At 74.4% G+C, this 16459-nt stretch carries 22 protein-coding genes; 12 read left to right on the top strand and 10 right to left on the bottom strand.

Annotated features, from left to right (window positions below; translation table 11 throughout):
* Positions 1 to 197: 197 nt before the first annotated feature.
* Entirely contained in the window at positions 198 to 1421 is a 1224-nt protein-coding gene (locus I6A60_RS33215) for an MFS transporter (protein WP_203019704.1), read from the top strand.
* Positions 1422 to 1603: 182 nt separating this feature from the next.
* Here I6A60_RS33215 and I6A60_RS33210 read toward each other — a convergent pair whose 3' ends face one another.
* From I6A60_RS33210 to I6A60_RS33200, 3 genes are read right to left on the bottom strand one after another with little or no spacing between them, the layout of a single operon-like run.
* Complete coding sequence (locus I6A60_RS33210; RefSeq protein WP_203019702.1) at positions 1604 to 2935, bottom strand: NAD(P)/FAD-dependent oxidoreductase; 1332 nt, start codon at positions 2933 to 2935, stop codon at positions 1604 to 1606.
* The gene (locus I6A60_RS33205; protein ID WP_203019700.1) at positions 2932 to 3207 is read right to left on the bottom strand and encodes a ferredoxin; all 276 of its coding nucleotides are present in this window, start codon (positions 3205 to 3207) and stop codon (positions 2932 to 2934) included. The genes I6A60_RS33210 and I6A60_RS33205 overlap by 4 nt, the downstream gene beginning before the upstream one ends.
* 3 nt (positions 3208 to 3210) lie before the next feature.
* Positions 3211 to 3918 (bottom strand): ferric reductase-like transmembrane domain-containing protein, encoded by a 708-nt coding sequence (locus tag I6A60_RS33200; protein WP_203019698.1) that lies wholly within the window; start codon positions 3916 to 3918, stop codon positions 3211 to 3213.
* A 156-nt stretch (positions 3919 to 4074) separates the two neighbouring features.
* Between I6A60_RS33200 and I6A60_RS33195 the strand changes: the two genes are divergently transcribed.
* The 3 genes from I6A60_RS33195 (at position 4075) to I6A60_RS33185 (ending at position 6583) form a co-directional block, all read left to right on the top strand.
* Positions 4075 to 4476: a BlaI/MecI/CopY family transcriptional regulator gene (locus I6A60_RS33195; RefSeq protein WP_203019696.1), complete on the top strand. Its 402-nt coding sequence runs from the start codon at positions 4075 to 4077 to the stop codon at positions 4474 to 4476.
* Between the two features lie 39 nt (positions 4477 to 4515).
* The gene (locus I6A60_RS33190; RefSeq protein WP_203019691.1) at positions 4516 to 5418 is read left to right on the top strand and encodes a M48 family metalloprotease; all 903 of its coding nucleotides are present in this window, start codon (positions 4516 to 4518) and stop codon (positions 5416 to 5418) included.
* 172 nt (positions 5419 to 5590) lie between these two features.
* A complete protein-coding gene (locus I6A60_RS33185; protein WP_203019680.1) occupies positions 5591 to 6583 on the top strand; it encodes a phosphatase PAP2 family protein in 993 nt (330 codons plus the stop codon).
* An 81-nt stretch (positions 6584 to 6664) separates the two neighbouring features.
* Here the strand turns inward: I6A60_RS33185 and I6A60_RS33180 are convergent, their stop codons facing one another.
* Positions 6665 to 7006, bottom strand: coding sequence for a M48 family metalloprotease (locus tag I6A60_RS33180; RefSeq protein WP_203019725.1), 342 nt, complete (start codon positions 7004 to 7006; stop codon positions 6665 to 6667).
* 290 nt (positions 7007 to 7296) lie between these two features.
* Positions 7297 to 7698 (bottom strand): BlaI/MecI/CopY family transcriptional regulator, encoded by a 402-nt coding sequence (locus I6A60_RS33175; protein WP_307873989.1) that lies wholly within the window; start codon positions 7696 to 7698, stop codon positions 7297 to 7299.
* 251 nt (positions 7699 to 7949) lie between these two features.
* Here I6A60_RS33175 and I6A60_RS44270 point away from each other — a divergent pair, with 251 nt between their 5' ends.
* Both I6A60_RS44270 and I6A60_RS33165 read left to right on the top strand, forming a co-directional pair.
* A complete protein-coding gene (locus I6A60_RS44270; RefSeq protein ID WP_203019716.1) occupies positions 7950 to 8162 on the top strand; it encodes an FAD-dependent oxidoreductase in 213 nt (70 codons plus the stop codon).
* A gap of 112 nt (positions 8163 to 8274) precedes the next feature.
* Positions 8275 to 8508 carry a hypothetical protein gene (locus tag I6A60_RS33165; protein ID WP_203019666.1) on the top strand — a complete coding sequence of 78 codons (234 nt, stop codon included), beginning with the start codon at positions 8275 to 8277 and terminating at the stop codon, positions 8506 to 8508.
* A 16-nt stretch (positions 8509 to 8524) separates the two neighbouring features.
* Here the strand turns inward: I6A60_RS33165 and I6A60_RS33160 are convergent, their stop codons facing one another.
* The 4 genes from I6A60_RS33160 to I6A60_RS33145 form a co-directional block, all read right to left on the bottom strand.
* Entirely contained in the window at positions 8525 to 10261 is a 1737-nt protein-coding gene (locus I6A60_RS33160) for a phosphatidylglycerol lysyltransferase domain-containing protein (protein ID WP_307873988.1), read from the bottom strand.
* A 556-nt stretch (positions 10262 to 10817) separates the two neighbouring features.
* Complete coding sequence (locus I6A60_RS33155; protein ID WP_203019662.1) at positions 10818 to 11192, bottom strand: DMT family transporter; 375 nt, start codon at positions 11190 to 11192, stop codon at positions 10818 to 10820.
* Positions 11120 to 11659 (bottom strand): hypothetical protein, encoded by a 540-nt coding sequence (locus I6A60_RS33150; protein ID WP_203019660.1) that lies wholly within the window; start codon positions 11657 to 11659, stop codon positions 11120 to 11122. The genes I6A60_RS33155 and I6A60_RS33150 overlap by 73 nt, the downstream gene beginning before the upstream one ends.
* Positions 11656 to 11955, bottom strand: a complete 300-nt coding sequence (locus tag I6A60_RS33145) for a hypothetical protein (RefSeq protein WP_203019658.1) — start codon at positions 11953 to 11955, stop codon at positions 11656 to 11658. Before I6A60_RS33145 ends, I6A60_RS33150 begins: the two co-directional genes overlap by 4 nt.
* Positions 11956 to 12190: 235 nt before the next feature.
* On the opposite strand from I6A60_RS33145, the gene I6A60_RS33140 reads away from it, so the two are divergent.
* Genes I6A60_RS33140 through I6A60_RS33135 form a run of 3 tightly spaced genes read left to right on the top strand, consistent with a single transcriptional unit; the run spans position 12191 to position 14970 of the window.
* Positions 12191 to 12823 carry an acyl-CoA desaturase gene (locus I6A60_RS33140; protein ID WP_307873987.1) on the top strand — a complete coding sequence of 211 codons (633 nt, stop codon included), beginning with the start codon at positions 12191 to 12193 and terminating at the stop codon, positions 12821 to 12823.
* A 9-nt stretch (positions 12824 to 12832) separates the two neighbouring features.
* On the top strand, positions 12833 to 14194 hold the full coding sequence (locus I6A60_RS42220) for a transglycosylase domain-containing protein (protein ID WP_307873986.1): 1362 nt from the start codon (positions 12833 to 12835) through the stop codon (positions 14192 to 14194).
* Entirely contained in the window at positions 14194 to 14970 is a 777-nt protein-coding gene (locus tag I6A60_RS33135; protein ID WP_203019656.1) for a sulfite exporter TauE/SafE family protein, read from the top strand. Before I6A60_RS42220 ends, I6A60_RS33135 begins: the two co-directional genes overlap by 1 nt.
* A gap of 171 nt (positions 14971 to 15141) precedes the next feature.
* On the opposite strand, the gene I6A60_RS33130 is transcribed toward I6A60_RS33135, so the two are convergent.
* Positions 15142 to 15483, bottom strand: coding sequence for a cation transporter (locus tag I6A60_RS33130; RefSeq protein WP_307873985.1), 342 nt, complete (start codon positions 15481 to 15483; stop codon positions 15142 to 15144).
* Here I6A60_RS33130 and I6A60_RS33125 point away from each other — a divergent pair.
* From I6A60_RS33125 to I6A60_RS33115, 3 genes are read left to right on the top strand one after another with little or no spacing between them, the layout of a single operon-like run.
* Positions 15460 to 15783, top strand: a complete 324-nt coding sequence (locus I6A60_RS33125) for an ATP-binding protein (RefSeq protein ID WP_203019654.1) — start codon at positions 15460 to 15462, stop codon at positions 15781 to 15783. The genes I6A60_RS33130 and I6A60_RS33125 overlap by 24 nt on opposite strands.
* A 6-nt stretch (positions 15784 to 15789) precedes the next feature.
* The gene (locus I6A60_RS33120) at positions 15790 to 16179 is read left to right on the top strand and encodes a hypothetical protein (protein WP_203019652.1); all 390 of its coding nucleotides are present in this window, start codon (positions 15790 to 15792) and stop codon (positions 16177 to 16179) included.
* A gap of 2 nt (positions 16180 to 16181) precedes the next feature.
* The gene (locus tag I6A60_RS33115) at positions 16182 to 16382 is read left to right on the top strand and encodes a hypothetical protein (RefSeq protein WP_203019650.1); all 201 of its coding nucleotides are present in this window, start codon (positions 16182 to 16184) and stop codon (positions 16380 to 16382) included.
* Positions 16383 to 16459 lie beyond the last annotated feature (77 nt).

Here is a 16459-nt window from a genome sequence, read left to right as displayed (position 1 = left end):
GTCCGCTACGCGGCAACGGTCACCATCGCCGCGATCAACCAATGGCTACGCTGACTGACTTTCGAAACAGGCCCTAGGACGCTCTGCCCCCTCGGGACACGCGGCAGTGCTCACCGCCTGCGCGCTGGCGTCGGGCAGGTCATAGGGTGCCTCGCGTCGCGGGGATGGGGCAGGCTGGTGGGGTGTCTTCTTCGGCGGTGGCGGTGGCTGATGGGGCTGGTCGGGAGGTGACCGGCGGCGGCTCGGGCTGGTGGAGCCGGAACCTGAAGGTGCTGTCGGCGGTGAGTTTCCTGCAGGACAGTGCCAGCGAGTTGCTCTACCCAATTCTGCCGATCTTCCTAACGGTCACGTTGGGGGCTCCGGTCGCGGTGGTGGGTGTGGTGGAGGGGCTGGCCGAGGGGGCGGCGTCGGTGACGAAGCTGGCGGCCGGGCGGCTGGCGGACCGGGCAGGACGCCGCCGGATGGTCGCGGTCGGCTACGGGCTGGCCGCGGCGGGGAAGGTGCTGATCGCGGTGGCGCTGGTGTGGCCGGTGGTGCTGGCCGGCCGGTGTGTGGACCGGCTGGGCAAGGGGGTCCGCGGTGCGCCGCGCGACACGCTGCTGGTCGAGGGTGTGCCGGTGGCGGCGCGGGGGCGGGCGTTCGGGTTCCACCGGTCCATGGACACCGCCGGGGCGGTGGTAGGTCCGCTGCTGGGATTGGCCGGCTACGAGCTGCTGCACCATCGGCTGCGTCCGCTGCTGGTGATCGCGGTCATTCCGGCGGTGGCGTCGGTAGTTCTCGTCGCCGCGGTGCGGGAACGATCGAGACCGGGGCCGGCGGCGCTTGGTGGGCGGGCCGTGTCCGGGGCTGTGGCTGGGTCGACTGAGGGGGTGGTGGTTGCGGCGCTGCCCGGCTCCTATTGGCGGGTCGTGGGGGCGCTGACCGCGTTCAGCGTGGTGAACTTTCCGGACGCGTTGCTGCTGTTGCGGGTCAAGGCGCTGGGTCTGTCGGTGGCCTGGGTGATCGTTGCCTATGTCGTCTACAACGGCGCCTACGCGGCGTTGTCCTACCCGGCGGGGGCTTTGGCCGACCGGCTGGGCCCCCGGCGGATCTACGGCATGGGGTTGGGCTGTTTCGCGGTCGGCTATCTCGGGCTGGGGCTGGCCGCGTCGTCGGGGTGGGTGTGGCCGCTGCTGATCGTCTACGGGGGGTTCACCGCCTGCACCGACGGGGTGGGCAAGGCGTGGGTATCGCGGCTGGTGGCCGCGGGGCAGCAGGGGCGGGCGCAGGGGACGTTTCAGGGGCTGACTGGGGCTGGGGTGCTGCTCGCCGGGGTGTGGGCGGGCCTCGCCTGGGGTGGCAGCGGCCGGGTGCCGCTGCTGGTCTCCGGCATGATCGGCGTGGTGCTTGCGGTCGCCGTGCTGGCGTGGCGGCGCGGCTGACCGGCGTCTGACGACGCGCCGGCGGTCTGTGGGCGCGTCGACTCCGGGCCTGCGCACCCGGTCGAACAAGTGTGAGGGGCCCACGGACCCGGCCGGTCGGCGGCCGTCGGGGTGTGGCGAGGCGGGTAGGTGGGGGGCCGCCAGCCGGCCCGGCACGGAACAGATCAGCGGGACGGCACGACTCATCGGGGCCGCGTCGATCGTCTGGCTGGGGAGTTCCCGGGTTCGACGCGGGGCCGTGGGAGCAGGGTTTGGGATGGTCGGGGGGCGCGGTGGCGGTGGCGTCCGGCCGGGTGGGGTAGCGGCTGGCCGATGCGCGGTGTCCAGCGGGTGAGGGCGCGGGGGGCGTTGAACGCGACGGCGCCGAGCAGGATCGGGGTGCCGTCGGCGGCGGGGTGGGTGTAGCCGGCGAGGAATCGTCCGTCGGTGTAGGAGCCGGCGAGCAGGGTGGTGTCGGTGGCCAGGGCGGGCATGCCGGCGGCCTGGATGCGGATGTCGTGCTGGTGGGACCAGAACCGGGGTATCGGGGTGAACGGGGCGGCGTGGTGGGGGCCGGCGAGCAGGGCGTCGGCGGCGGCCTGGCCCATCTCGACGGCGTTGATCCAGTGTTCGACCCGGCGGGGGATGGTGTCGAAGCGGTGGTTGGGCCAGGCGGCGACGTCGCCGGCGGCGACGATCCCGGCGACGGGCCGGCCGTCGTCGGCCAGGACGTGGGTGGTGGCGTCGCAGAGGATCCCGTCGCCGAGGGCGACGCCGGAGTGTTCCAGCCAGCCGACGGCGGGGAGGGTGCCGACCGCGACGAGGACGGCGTCGGCGTCGACGTGGGTGCCGCCGGTGAGGGTGAGCCGGTAGCCGTCGGCGGTGGGGGTCCAGCGGGTGACCTGGCTGTCGAGGTGGAGGCGGACGCCGGCGCGCTGGTGGGCGGCGGCGGCCAGGGCGCCGATCTGGGTACCCAGCGGGCGGGTCATCAGGGCCGCGGTGGGTTCGATGAGGGAGACGGACAGGGCGCGGTGGCGGGCGGTGACGGCCAGTTCGCAGCCGAGGAACCCGCCGCCGAGGACGGCCACGTGCCGGGCGGCGGTGAGGGTCTCGTCGAGCGCGGCAGCGTCGGCGAGGGTCCGCAGGGTGTGCACGGGGCCGGTGGTCGGCTGGTCGGGGAGGCGGCGGGCGGTCACACCGGTGGCGATGATCAGTCCGTCGAAGGCGACGGTGGTCCCGTCGGTGAGGATCACCTGGCGGCCGTCCAGGTCGAGGCCGGCTGCGGGGGTGCCGAGCCGCCAGGAGGCGGCTGGGTCGGTGTGGGCGTGTAGCCGCAGGTCGGCGGAGGGCAGGTGGCCAGTGAGCAGCTGCTTGGACAGCGGCGTCCGGTTGTAGGGCCGATGCGGCTCGTCGCCGATGACGACGATCTGTCCAGCGAAACCGCGTTCGCGCAGCCGTTCCGCCCCCGACAGGCCGGCCAGCCCACCACCGACGACCACTACCCGGTTCGCCGGGCCAGAGCGGGCGGGCCTCATGGCTGGTCTCGCAGGCTGATGGCCCGCATCGGGCACAGCCGGGCGGCCTGGCGGGCCGCCGCCACCCGCTCGGCGTCCACGGCCGGCGGGTAGCGCAGCCGGCCGTCGACGCCGAGGGTGAACACGTCGGGGGCCTCCTGCTCGCAGAGCCCGTACAGGGCGCAGTGGTTGGCGTCCACACTGAGCGCGGTGCGCCGCGGCGGCGCCGGGGGCTGGCTGGCGGCCAGCCGCGGTAGCGTCGCGGCGACCGGGCGGCGGGTGTGCTCGTCCATGGGTCACAGCTCCTGGGGGGTGATGCGGGTGGCCACCGCGGTCGTCGCGGGCAGCACCCGTAGCAGCGCCATCAGCGCGCACGCCGCCGCCAGCGCGAACACAGCGAGGCCGAGCATGCCCAGGGCCTGGACCTCGCGGGAGGTCGCGATGACATGTGCCAGCGACAGGGCGAACGCGACGTAGGCCAGGTAGTGCAGCACATGCCAGCGGCGGTAGCCCAGCCGGCGCTGTAGCCAGATCGACGCGGCGACCGCCAGGCCCAGCTCCAGACCGACGATGCCGAGGGCGACCTCCGGCTCCCCGCCCCCGGCCAGCGGCACCACCGCGTTGAGGTAGGAGAAGCGCTCACCGGTCTGGAACACGTACGCGACCGCGTGGATGCAGCCGAACGTCAACGTCACCAGCGCCAGCGTCATGTGCCCGCCGTAGAGGGTGGCGCGGCGGACCCCGCGCCGCGCCCACCCGGTCGTCGTCAGGATGCCGAAACACACCGTCAACGCCATCAGCCCGTAAGAGAGGTAGCCGGCCAGCGTCGCGATATGGCGCACGCCCGCGTCGTACGGCGTGACGGCGCCCTCGCCGGCCAGCACCCGGGCCGGACCACCAGGCAGGCCGGTCGGACCGGTGCCGGCGGAGGCTGGGCTGGCGGCCAGCAGCAGCGCGCACAGCACCCCCGCGGGCAGGACGGCGGCACACAACCATCGGCGCATCGGCTGACACACTCCAAAAGGGGGGCGAGGGGGACGGCGGCGGTGGCCGCCGCTTCCTACAGGTGGTAAGACTAGCCAATGTCCTACAGCGTGTGCGACAACGGGGTGTGGCCGCCGGCGTGTCGAGCCGTCCCGGACGCGACGAGGATGAGGGCCATGGACCCAGGAGCAGGACGCGAGGGCGCCGCGCAGCGAGCGCCGGTAGGACGGCGTCCGGCCGGGGCGTTGGAAGGCGAGGTGCTCGCGTTGCTGTGGGCGTCCGGGACCGGGCTGACCGCCGCGCAGGTCCACACCCAGCTGCCGGCCGATCTGGCGTACAAGACGGTGCTGACCGTGCTCGCCCGGCTCCACGACAAGGGACTGTGCGACCGCGAACCGGTAGGCCGGGCCCACCGCTACACCCCCCGGCGAGGCCCCGCCGAGCTCGCCGCCGAACGGATGAACGCCGCGCTCGCCAGCGGTGTCGACCCGGCCGCGGTCATGCTCCACTTCGTCGCCGGCCTCAACCCCGACGCGGAAGCGGCGCTACGCGCCGTCCTCGACGGCCGCCACGCCTAACGCGGGCACACCCCCGCTCGCCCCGCCGGACGGAGCCCCATGTACGTCAGCGTCTACCTGCTGTTCGCCCTCGTCGCCGCGATCGCCGTGACCGCGCCGCGCCTCGGTCGCCACCTGCACCCCCGGGCCGCCACCCGCACCCTCACCGCCCTGGCCGTCGGCGCCGCCGCCGCGACCGGCTGGGCGCTGGGCCTGCTCGCCACGGCCGGCCTCGCCCGCATCGACGAGATCACCGCCCACACCGGCGTGCCCCCCGCCGCCGACCCGGTGCCACGCACCGTCGGCCTGCTCGCCGCGTCCGCGCTCGCCGTCCTCACGATCCGGGCCCTGCGCGCCACCGCCGCCCGTCGCCGGGCCCGCCGCGCCTTCACCGGCCTGCACGACACTCCCGCCGCCGGTGACCTTGTCGTGGTCGCCGACCACACCCCCTACGCCCACGCGCTCCCCGGCTACCGCACTCACCCCGGCCGGGTGATCGTCTCCGACAGCATGCTGCGGGCCCTCGACCCCGCCGAACAGCGCGTCCTGCTCGCCCACGAACGCGCCCACCTGCACAGCTACCACCACCGCTACCGGGCCGCCGCCGACCTCGCCGCCACCGTGAACCCCCTGCTACGCGCCACCCGCGCCGCGATCGTCTTCCAGACCGAACGGTGGGCCGACGAGCAGGCCGCCACCGAGATCGGAGACCGCCAGACCGCCGCCCGCAGCCTCGCTCGGGCCGCGCTCGCCGCCACCGACACGGCCCCGGCCCCGGCCCCGGCGACGCTGGGCTACCTCCACCACGGCGTCGTCGCCCGCGTCCACGCCCTCCAGGCCCCACCCACCCGCAACCGCTGGCACCGCGCCGCACCGACCCTGCTCACCGCCGCGCTGACCGCCGCCGTCCTCTCCGACGCCACCATCGGCTGGCACCGCGTCATCGCACAGCTACACCCGTGAGCCACACCACGGCCCGACCTCACCGGCGCGCATACTCCGTCGCCGCGCGCGTGAGACGGCACGGCAGCCGTGCAACCCGGCGGTCAGCGCACGCTATGACCCGCACGCGTCCACCCCCCGCCGGTGTCGGTGCCCCAGGCGCCGCGCACCCTGACCAGGGAGTGTGACGAAGATGGCGGTGCAGCGTGAGGAGCGCCACCCCGGCCGCGGCCCGCGACGCCGTTGGGCTGCCGTCCGCCGCTACCCCGAGAACCATCCCGACCGGATGACGATCGTGGCGCTCGTCGGACTGTGTATCTTCCTGGCCGTCGGCTACCTCGCGCCGCGGCTGCGGCTCGCGCGCAGCGACCTCGACACCCCGGACTTCCATGCCGCCGGGGCTACCGCGCTCGCGTTCGCCGCCGCGATCGGCATCGACCTTCTGCTGGTGGCCGGTTTCGCCGTCCACGATCGGGCGGCGCGCCTCGGCGGGCACCACACCGCGGACCCGCAGGCTCTGCTGTCACCGGCGCTGCGACCATTCGGGTGGCTGGTCATCCTGCCCATCCTTATCAGCCTCGCGACGCTGGCCACCCACGTGACCGACCGCCGCGGCCCACTGCCCGTCGACCAGCGCGTCGATGACGCCCTCGCCTACCGGCTCTACCCGCTGCATCCGGTCCTGAGCGTTCTGACCCAGCTCGGCGGCCCTCCCGCCGTCGGCGTCCTCTCCGCTCTGCTGGGTGTGCTCTGCCTCGTTCTTCGCCGCCGGCGGGCCGCGCTGCTGGCGATGGCCGGCCCGGCGCTCGCCGCAGCGGTGACCGAATACGCGCTCAAACCCCTGATCGACCGCCGGTCCGGGCCCGGCCTCGCCTTCCCCAGCGGGCACACCACCGGAGCCGTCGCTGTCGCCACCGTCATCGCCCTGTTGCTCCTGCCGGCGGGAACGTTCACCGGACTGCCCCGAGCGCCGCGGATCCTCCTCGGGACGCTCGCCGCCGTGCTGGCCAGCACCGTACCCATCGGCTTGATAGCGCTGCGCTACCACTACGCCACCGACACCCTCGGCGGCGGCGCCGTCGCCGCCATCGTCGTGCTCACCCTCGCTCTCGCGCTGGACACCGCCGCCCGCCCCGGTCGCGTCGCCGCGGTCCAAGGTCGCGGGATGCGGCCACGTCCTCGCTGAGGCGGTGGACACGGCCACCCTCGGCGTGGACGGCGAGTGCGGGTCACCGTGCGGTCGGCGTAGGCGTGGTGTTTGCGGTGGTCAGCGATCCGGCAGATCACCGCACCTTGCAGGGACATCGAGCCGTGGGCGTGCGGGCGGATCCCGGAGGACGGGGCAGGCGTCTTCCTCGGCCCACCATTCGCTGATGAGCGCGACCGCGTCACGGGTCGGGGTCAGCAGTGGGTAGGCGGCGGCGAGTGTGGCCGGCGTCTGGTGGCGGCGGTGGTGATGGGTCAGGTGGGCGCGTTCGTGGGCGAGCAGGACCCGGCGGCCGGCGTCGTCCGACGCCGCGAGCAAGCCGATGGAGGCGGCAATCCGCCCGACTCGGCTCGGTACGGCGAACGCGGCTGACGGTCGGCGGGTCCGCGCTGCGGCGACGATGCGGGCGACGGCAACCCGTGAGCAGGACGCGGCGAGTCCGCTTGTCGCGCCAGGGGCGGGGTCGAGTGCGACTCAGGTTTGCGGGGAGATCTCCAGGCCGGCGGCGGTATGGGTCCGCGCTGCTGGCCAGCGGCGCCAGCCCCGGGTGGGGCCACGGCGGCGCGTACGGCCGACACCGTCATCGTTCGGGTCGCCGCGGCGCGGGACAGTGGCCGTGCCAGGGTTGGGGAGGCCGCCGCGAGCGTCAGCGATACGGCCAGCGAGAGGTGGACGCTGATCCGCACACAGGCCTAGCCCTGTCCGTCGCCGGCCACGAGGCGGCGCAGTACCAGTTCGTCGGCCGGGTCGAGACCGGCGACGAACCGGGCGAGCACGGCGGCCCGGTCGGCGCCGGCGGCGAGGGCGCCGCGCATCTGCTCGGCGGCCAGATCCGCCGGTCCGCGGGCCGGGGCGTACTGATGGCCGCGGCCGGCTTTCTGCCGGGTGACCAGCCCCTTGTCCAACAGCCGCGACAGGGTGGTCAGCACGGTGGTGTGGGCCAGCCGCGGCGCGCCGGCGGGCAGTCCGTCGTTGAGTGCGTCGACGACGGCCGCGACCGGCAGCGGCCCGGACGCGGCCCACAACGCCGAGAGCACCTCGGTCTCCAACGCCCCGTTGGCGCGCTTGCCGTCGCGGGCCCACGTCGAACTCACGCTTGGGCCCTCTCGCCGCCTGGCCATCGGCCCCTCTCTTCTCGCGCACACCCCGCTAAGCCACCCGCCCGCCGATCTCTAAACAGTCTAGTAGCGTGTTGAGGTGTTGCCGCCGCGGCGGCCCGAGGCCGCGTCCGGCCGGGGAGCGCGGCGGTCCCGCGTGTCCGCTGGGCGGTGCGTCGGGACGGTGACGGGACCGCCGCTCCCGGCGTCGCGGTCGGCCGCGGCCGGGTCCTGACGCGCCGCGGACCCTGGCGGACGCCCGCGGTGTCGACCTTGCCCTGGCCACCACCCGCGGCCGGGTCGTCATCATCGGTGGCGGGTTCATCAGGTGTGAGCTGGCCGCGATCGCCGCCACCCGGGCGCTGGGCGTCCACCTCGTCGAGGGCGGGCCTACCCTGTGGCGCCGGGCAACGAGGTCGGCGTGTTGTCGACGCCCACCGCGCCGCCGCCGGCGCGGTTAGCGGCCCGCGGCGCGCCGTCGCCTACGCTGAACTGAGCGGCTGTCTGACCCCGGCCCGCGACGCCCGCCGCCCCGCCGACGCCTGACCGCGCTATCACCAGGGGGATCCGCAGATGCCTGGACGGCCACGACCGCGCCCACTCATCGGCAGCCGCGAGAGCGTGGCCGAGCGGATGTTCCTCGGCGCCGTCGTCGCGGTCGTGCTCGCCGTCCCGCTGATCTTCGCGATCCGGGAATGGACCCCGGCCAAGCTCGAAGTCGACCTGCGCTACCTCGTCTTCGCCCTGGCAGCGGCGATCGGCGGCGCCTGCCCGCTACTGGCACAGCTGCTGTCCCGGCGCCGGTAGGGACGCCAGCGCGGTCTCACGGGCCGGGGAGAGATTCCGGACGGTCGACCTCCCCGCCGCGGCCTGGGTACGGCCAGGCCCGCCGTCGGCGGGCGACGAAGGCGGGCCTGGGCCGCACCAGGAACGCCTCGGCCTCCAGCATGGCCAGGGCGATGCGTGGCAGGTCGCGGGTGGACGGGTAGGCGACGTACCGCGGTTGCCAGCGGGGCTGGAACTTGGCGTTGAAGCGGTAGAGGCTATCGATCTGGAACCAGCGCGACAGGAACAGCAACAGGCCGCGCCAGGCGCGGCTGACCGGGCCGGCGCCGAGCCGCTCGCCGCGTTCCAGCGCGGAGCGAAGGAACGCGAAGTTCAACGACACCCGCCTGATCCCCAGCTCGCCGGCGGACCGCAGCGCCGAGACGATGAGGAACTCGTTCAGCCCGTTGTCCGCGGAGGTGTCGCGCAGCATCGCGTCCAGCGACAGCCCGTCCGGCCCCCACGGCACGAAGTGCAGCAGCCCGCGTAGCACCGGCCCGCACGCGCCGCCGTCGGAGAACGCCATCAGTGCCACGCAGTCGCCGTCACCGAGGTCGCCGAGCCGGCCGAGCGCCATGGAGAAGCCACGCTCGGTCTCGGTCCCCCGCCACGCGGCGGCCTGCGCCTTCAACCGGGCCCGTTCGGCGGCGTCCACGTCCCGCATCCGACAGGCCCGGTGGGTGTAGCCGGCCCGCTCGACCCGACCGACCGCCTGGCGGACGTTGCGCATCGCCCGGCCCTGCAGCGTGAAGTCCGCGGCGTCGACGACTGCCTCGTCCCCGAACTCCAACGCCGAGAGCCCGGCCCGCGAGTAGGCGGTGCCGCCGGCTTCGGAGCAGCCGATCACCGCCGGGGTCCAGGCGTGGTCGGCCGCCTCCGCCAGGAACTGGCTGATCGCCCCGGGCCACGCCTCGCTGTCCCCGAGCGGGTCACCGCTGGCGAGCATCACCCCGGAGACCACCCGGTAGGCCACGCACGCCTTCCCCGTCGGCGACCAGATCACCGATTTGTCCCGGCGCAGCGCGAAGTAGCCCAGCGAGTCCGCCGCCCCGTGGCGGGCCAGCAGCGCCCGCACCCGGGTCTCGTCGTCCGCGGTCAACGACGGTCGCGGCTGTGGGGGTCGCAATGCCAGGTAGGCCGTCGCCGCGATCGTGACCAGCCCCAGCGTCAGCAGGATCCGGGTGACGAGGTCGGCGAACCGGTCCGAGACGAAGCGCAGCGGTCCGGTGATGCCGACCAGCCCGTACAGGACGTGCTCCAGCTGCGCGGACAGTGGATGCGGCCCCACGATCCTCGACGCCCGCAGCCACAGCAACACCATCCCGACCATCACCGACGCGCCCACCAGCACGGCGCCCACCCCCAAGGCCCGCCAGCGCGTCGCAGGATCGCCCTTCGCGGAGAACTCCCGCCGGGTGACGACGAGCGCGACCAGCAACGCCGCCGAGGCCATCGCCTCCTCGTAGTCGAGGCCCTTCGCCACCTGCAACACCACGCTCGCCGCCAGCAGCACGACCACCGCCCGCAAGGCCCGCCGCTTACGCCGCCGCAGACCCCGCGAGATCAGCACCAGCAGCACGCCGACGACCACGGTGAACGCCGCCGCCTGCCGCGAGACCGACCCGGGCAGCACCCCCCGCAGCTCCGCCAGCCGCACCCGCCACTCCGGCGTCAACGCCGACCCGATGTCGAGCAGACCCACGAGCAACGTCAGCAGCGCAGCCACCGCCGGCACCCACGGCCGACCCCAGCACGGCAGCCCAGGCGGGGCGCCGCTCGCCGCCAGCCCCCGCCCGGCGGCGGGGGCCACCCCCCGCGCGCCGGGAAGACTGTCGCTGGCCCCCGACCCTCGCCGGTTCGCCGGGTCATCGCCACGCATCGTCGTCCCCCCGCCGAGGCCCGCCGGTCCGGCGCGCCCGCATGCACGCCCTGCACCCACTCGCCGGGGCGATCACCGCGGGCAGCGTCATCACCGCTCCTCCCCAGGTCCCAGCGGGTCGCGAAACTCCCATACCGTGTAGGAGCCTGGGTGAGTGTACCTGCGCGGCCGGTGACGCCGGTCACGGCGGCGACCGTCCCGGTGACCACCCGCCCGGCGCGCGGTCAGGGGGGCCGATGGCGCTCTCGCGGCCTTCGCCGTACTGGTGATCCTCGGCTCGCCCGACAATGTGACCAGCCAGCAGGCGCAGACCCGCCTGCACACGTCGCAGGGCGGGAGTCGGCGACACGACGAGTGCGGGCACTTGGCGCCGGCACTCGTCTGCCAGCCCAGGGCGGCAGCCCGCACCGGATCACACAGGCGGCGCCTGGAGGCTGGCCAGGCGGACGGTGCCGGCGACGACAACCAGCCCGCAGGCCGCCGCGGCGATACCGCCGGTGCCGCTGACACTCACCGGTTCGCCGAGAAGCAGTTCACCGACCCCGATCGCGACCACGGGGTCCACGATGGTCAGCGCGGGCAGGGCGGCGCCGAGACTTCCGGCGCGGTAGGCCTGCTGGGACAGCGCAAGCCCGGTCAGCGCCGCCGCGACCAGCACCACCGCGGCCCAGCCCGTCAGGGCCCGCTCGGCCCCGGCCGCGCACAGGCGGGTCGCTACCACCCGCACCAGCGCCGATGTGACACCGAACGCGGCCCCGCCGCCGCTGGCGAGATCAGCGCGCGCCACGGGCCGCGCAGCCGGCGGGCCAGCGTGGTGCTACCGACGGCGGCCACGGCGATCACGGTGGCCAGCAGCGCGGTGGACGGCTCACTGAGCGTCGGGGTGCCGCGGGCGACCTGCACCGACGCCAGCAGCCCGACCACGCCAGCGGCGACCAGCCCGGCCGCGGCCAGCTCACCACGCCGCACCGGGCGACGGTGGAGCAGCGCACCGAGCGGCAGCGCGAACAGCAGACCGGCCGCCCCGATCGGCTGAACCAGCGCGAGCGGCCCTAGCCGCAGAGCGAGGACATGCAACGTCGCCCCGGCGGCGGTAGCGCCGATTCCGGCCAGCCAGAGCGGGCGGCGGGCCAGCCCGGCCAGCAGCCGAAGCCCGCCCCCGGCGGCCCGTGCGGCTTCGCGCTGCTGCAGCGCCGCCGCGACCGCGTAGCACAGCGCGCTGGCCACCGCCGCCGGCACCGCCCACCCGCTCACTCCGCCAGCCTGGCCGACGCGGCGCCCGCGGCACCGAGCGCACATCCCCGGCCCGCCGTGACCGTGCATACCTCACCCGGACGTGCATCCACGCGGGCAGCCGACGCCCGCGTGGATGCGAACCGGACAACGACCCCGCTGCCACGTCGCCGAGTCAGCGCCGCCGCGCCGGCGGTCGGGGTCAGCCGCGTCGCGCCGGCGGGCAGCCCGTCCGCCTCCGCGTCGGCGACCTCGTCGACCGGGCAGGGTCCGGGTCCGGCCCGCAGCGCGGCAAGTACCTCTGTGTCCCCCTTCACGGCCGCACGGCCGCGTCCGCCCACGCCCACGCCCGCGGTCGCGGTCGCGGTCGCACCGCGATCGCGCCCCACGGCCATCCACGCGCCCCGCGCCGTTACCCGGACATTCCGTGAGCCCACCTGGCAGATTCTAAACGGTCTAGTAGTCTGGCCCGGTGTCTGCTCCGATACCGTCTAGGAGACGAGCCGGCGGGCGGTGCTGGGACACCGCCGCCGCCGCGTTTGGGAGGCCCTCGTGACCGCTGCCCCCGTCGACGTGGCCGCAGCGGATGGGCCGGCGGGTCCGGACGTCCGGCCGTGGTGGGGGCAGGTCGCGCTGGCCGGGTTCATCGTCGGCCCGTTCGCCGCCGTGGTCGCCGGTGTCTGGTACGCCGCCACCGGCGGGCAGATCAGCATGCTGGACGTCGTGCTGGCGGTGGTGTTCTACGCGGTGACCGGGCACGGCGTGACCATCGGTTTCCACCGCCTGCTGACCCACCGCGCATTCACCGCCACGCGACCACTGCGGATCGCCCTCGCGGTGGCCGGGTCGATGTCCCTACAGGGGTCGGTGATCTCCTGGGTCGCCGACCACCGCAAACACCACGCCCACTCCGACCGCGACGGTGACCCCCACTCACCCTGGCGCTACGGCACTGGCGTCACCGCCGTCGCGAAGGGACTGTGCTGGTCACACCTGGGCTGGCTGTTCGACCGGCGCAAGACCCACACCCGCCGCTACGCCCCGGACCTGCTCGCCGACCCCGACATCGCCCGCGTCGACCGGCTGTTTCCCCTGCTCACCCTTGCGAGCCTGGCGGCGCCGGCGGCCTGCGGCTTCCTGGCCTCCGGCGGGTCTGTCCACGCCGCGGGGACCGCGCTGCTGTAGGCCGGCCTGGTGCGCATCTTCGTGCTGCACCACGTCACGTTCTCGGTGAACTCGATCTGCCATGTGCTGGGCAGCCGGCCGTTCGCCACCCGGGACCAGTCGCGCAACGTCGCCGCGCTGGCGGTGCTGTCGATGGGCGAGTCCTGGCACAACGCCCACCACGCCAATCCCACCTGGGCCCGTCACGGCGTCAGACCCGGCCAGCTCGACTCGTCCGCCGCGCTCATCCGTGCCTTCGAGCGGCTCGGCTGGGCCCGCGACGTCCACTGGCCCGAACCCACCCGCCGGCTGCGCCCACCGCCCCCCACCGACCCAGCCAGATCGCCAGCCTCGTCGCCGGACCAGTCACCGCCCTGCTCCGAGCCGCGGTCAGGCCGCGGCGGGTACTCGCCGTTCGTCGACGATCCCCGCACTCGTCGTCTGACCGGCGCGGATCCGGCCAGCCGCAGGCCGGCGTCACCCCGGTACCACGACCGCGGGCGGCGCTGGCTGCGCAGGGCGGCGGCCAGCGCCGCCGGGATCAGCGCGCTGCTCGTGGTCGCCGCGGTGAGCCTGCTGCTGGCCACCCCCGGGGTCGGTGACGCCGAGACCCGCATCCACGCGCGCGCCGCCGCCTTCGGCGCGACCGACCCGCACGCCGCACCACCGCAGAAGGTCACAGCCGCGCTGATCGCCACCGAGGACAGCCGGTTCTACACCCACCACGGCATCGACCTGGCCGGCGTGGCCCGCGGGCTGGCCGGCCCGCTGATCTCCGGCCGCGACTCCGGCGGCGCGACCCTCGACCAGGAACTCGCCAAGATCCTCTACACCGGCGACCGTCACACCCTGACCGCCACACTCGACGACGTGATCCTCGCGGTGAAACTCGACGCCCACTACAGCAAGACCCAGCTGCTGGAGATGTACCTGGCGACCGTCTACTTCGGCCACGGCTACTACGGGCTGACCGCCGCCGCCCACGGCTACTTCCGCCTGCGCCCCGACCAGCTCGACTGGGCCCAGGCCGCCCTGCTCGCCGGCCTCGTACAAGCGCCCTCCGCCTACGACCCGTTCACCCACCTGCCGCTCGCGCGCGCCCGCCAACACCACGTCCTCGACCGGCTCGTCGCGACCGGCCACCTCACCCACACCGCGGCCCTCCACCCAGCCACTGGGCCTACGCCCACGCTGACCCCGCCGACCACACCCCGAGTGCGTCCAGGCACGGGGGCTGTCAGCGACAGTGGATCGCGCCGTCGCTGTGGCTACCTGGCGAGTTTCGTGGACGTTCGAGAGGTCCGGGCGGAGGGGCTCCGTACGCTCCGGCGCGTGGGTCTCCGGGCGGACCGGTCCCGGCGATCATTCGGGGGCGCTACCGTCGCCGTCTGATGATGACGGTGCTGCTCGGGTTCGTGGCCGGGCTCTCCCTCGCGCTGTTCACCGCACCTGTCGGGGTCTCGGGCGCGGTGTTCCTGCTGCCGGTACAGCTCGACCTGCTCCACGTGCCGAGCCCGTCGGTCACGCCGACGAACCTGCTGTTCAACGTGGTGGCCACGCCCGGCTCGCTGCTGCGCTACCGCCATCAGAAACAGCTCGGTGGCCCGCTGACCGGCCGCCTCGTCGTCGGCACCCTGCCCGGTGTGATCCTCGGCGCGGTGGTGCGGGTGCACCTCGTGCCCGGCGCGCACCTGTTCCGGCTGCTGCTCGCCGTGCTCCTCCTCCCGCTGGGCGCCTGGCTGTGTGTACGCACCCTGAGCCACGGGCGGTCCGCCCGCCCCGCGACGCCGCCGAGGCCGCGGACGCTGAACGTGACCGCGTTGCTGGTCGGCTTCGTTGGCGGTGTCTACGGCATCGGCGGGGGCTCGATCCTCAGCCCCCTGCTCGTCGCCCGCGGGCTACCCGCGGCGCAGGTCGCGCCCGCGACCCTGGCGTCGACGTTTGTGACCTCGGTCGTCGGCGCCGCGACCTACGCGGTCCTCGCACTGACCACTACGGGGAACATCGCGCCGCACTGGGCGCTGGGGCTCGCCTGCGGCGCTGGCGGCGCGGTCGGTGGCTACCTCGGCGCCCGCCTGCAGCGCCGGCTCCCGGACACCATCCTGCGCCTGCTGCTCGGCGGCCTGGCCATGGCGCTCGCCGTCGCCTACCTCCTCAACGCCCGATGACAGACGTTCTGACCGACCTGTTCGTGTTCATCGCCACCGTCGTCGCCGACGCAGTGACCGTGACCACCGGCTTCGGCCCCGCCGCCGCCCTCGCCTCGCTGGCCGTGGCGGCTACCGCGGTCCCACCCGCGCCGACCGGCGCCCGTTCCCGAGGAGCACTGGACAGCCCGTTCAAGGCCCGGCGGAGAAGATCTCCTTCACCTCGCGGACCGCGTAGTACACCAGGACGTAGCCGGCCGCCGGGTCGGCCCACCACACGCCCGCCAGCGCGTTCAGGACCAGGCCGAGCAGCACCGCCGTCGCGAGCAGGCCATCGATCAGGGTGACGCGGCCCTCGGTCCTCAGGACCGGGTTGTCCAGCGCGGCGCCGGTGCGGGCTTTCCCGGCGGCGAGGGCGACCATGACCGCGGCGGTCACCGCGGTCCAGGCGATCCCCAACGGCGAGTGACGTGGGTGAAAGCCGGCCGCCAGCACCCAGGTGGACTGGAGATGGTCACGAACGCTGTGCGGCACGCCCGCAGCGCTCTGGTCCTGCGGGCCTCCGAGGAGGCCGGCCGGCTACGGATCAGCGTCGAGGACCAGGAAGGCGCCACCCTGCCACGCCCGGTTACCGCACCGGGCGAAGACGCCGAATCCGGCTGGGGCCTGCTGCTGGTCGAAACACTGTCGCGGGCCTGGGGAGTCCAGACCACCCCAGGTGGCAAACGGGTCTGGTTCGACCTGAACCTGGCCCCCGGCAGCCCCGACGCGGACGGCGGGTCCGATCCCGGGTCGGGCTCACGTCGCCGGCGTGGATCTCCAGCAGCGCCATGAGCGGGGTTGGCCGCCCGGCATTGCCGTGCCGTCGTCGCGTTCATCGCGGTCACCTTCGGTTCCAACCAGCACGACATCCCCATGGCCGCGATCGCGGCCGTTACCGCCGTCGTCGTCGTGGCCGGAGCGGGGCTCGTCGTGCGGGCGCCGCTGGCCCGGGTGCCGGAGAACACGATGAAGTTCGTCGTCGGCGTGATGCTGACCGGCTTCGGCACGTTCTGGGCCGCCGAGGGCGCGGGAGGCCACTGGCCCGGCTCCGACACCGCGCTGCTCGTCCTCCTGCCCGCGATCGCCGCCTTCTCACTCGGCCTCGTCGGCCCGCTCCGCCGCAGCAACGCTCCCACCGCCTCGTCAGCCCCAGCCGACGCCACCGCCCACGCGACGAAGGTGAGCTGACGATGACCGCGAAGATCCGTGCCTTCGTTGCCTTCTGGTATGACTTCATCGTCGGCGACGACTGGCGCGTCGCCCTCGGCGTCGCACTAGCGGTCGCCGCCACCGCCGCGGTCCACACTGCGATGCCCGCCTGGTGGCTGCTACCGCTCGTGGTCGCCGCCATGCTCCCGTTCACCCTCTGGCGGGCGACCCGGCGCCACTGACGCCCTGCGGGGCGGACGCTTCCCGGCCCGCTTCGGTGTCCCTCTCCCAGCCGGACAGCGAAACGGAAGCCCCGGGC

This window comes from Frankia sp. AgB1.9 (assembly GCF_016786355.1).
Lineage (GTDB): Bacteria > Actinomycetota > Actinomycetes > Frankiales > Frankiaceae > Pseudofrankia.
The sequence above is the reverse complement of the archived record's forward strand: the minus strand, read 5'-3'. Positions and strand labels throughout refer to the sequence as shown.

Excerpts from the sequence above, each read along its gene's own strand:
- I6A60_RS33195 (WP_203019696.1), top strand. The coding sequence starts at position 4,075 with ATGGACCCAGGAGCAGGACGCGAGGGCGCCGCGCAGCGAGCGCCGGTA.
- I6A60_RS33115 (WP_203019650.1), top strand. The coding sequence starts at position 16,182 with ATGACCGCGAAGATCCGTGCCTTCGTTGCCTTCTGGTATGACTTCATC.
- I6A60_RS33205 (WP_203019700.1), bottom strand. The coding sequence starts at position 3,207 with ATGGACGAGCACACCCGCCGCCCGGTCGCCGCGACGCTACCGCGGCTG.
- I6A60_RS33210 (WP_203019702.1), bottom strand. The coding sequence starts at position 2,935 with ATGAGGCCCGCCCGCTCTGGCCCGGCGAACCGGGTAGTGGTCGTCGGT.
- I6A60_RS33200 (WP_203019698.1), bottom strand. The coding sequence starts at position 3,918 with ATGCGCCGATGGTTGTGTGCCGCCGTCCTGCCCGCGGGGGTGCTGTGC.
- I6A60_RS33190 (WP_203019691.1), top strand. The coding sequence starts at position 4,516 with ATGTACGTCAGCGTCTACCTGCTGTTCGCCCTCGTCGCCGCGATCGCC.
- I6A60_RS33125 (WP_203019654.1), top strand. The coding sequence starts at position 15,460 with ATGGTCACGAACGCTGTGCGGCACGCCCGCAGCGCTCTGGTCCTGCGG.
- I6A60_RS33165 (WP_203019666.1), top strand. The coding sequence starts at position 8,275 with ATGCCTGGACGGCCACGACCGCGCCCACTCATCGGCAGCCGCGAGAGC.
- I6A60_RS33185 (WP_203019680.1), top strand. The coding sequence starts at position 5,591 with ATGGCGGTGCAGCGTGAGGAGCGCCACCCCGGCCGCGGCCCGCGACGC.
- I6A60_RS33135 (WP_203019656.1), top strand. The coding sequence starts at position 14,194 with ATGATGACGGTGCTGCTCGGGTTCGTGGCCGGGCTCTCCCTCGCGCTG.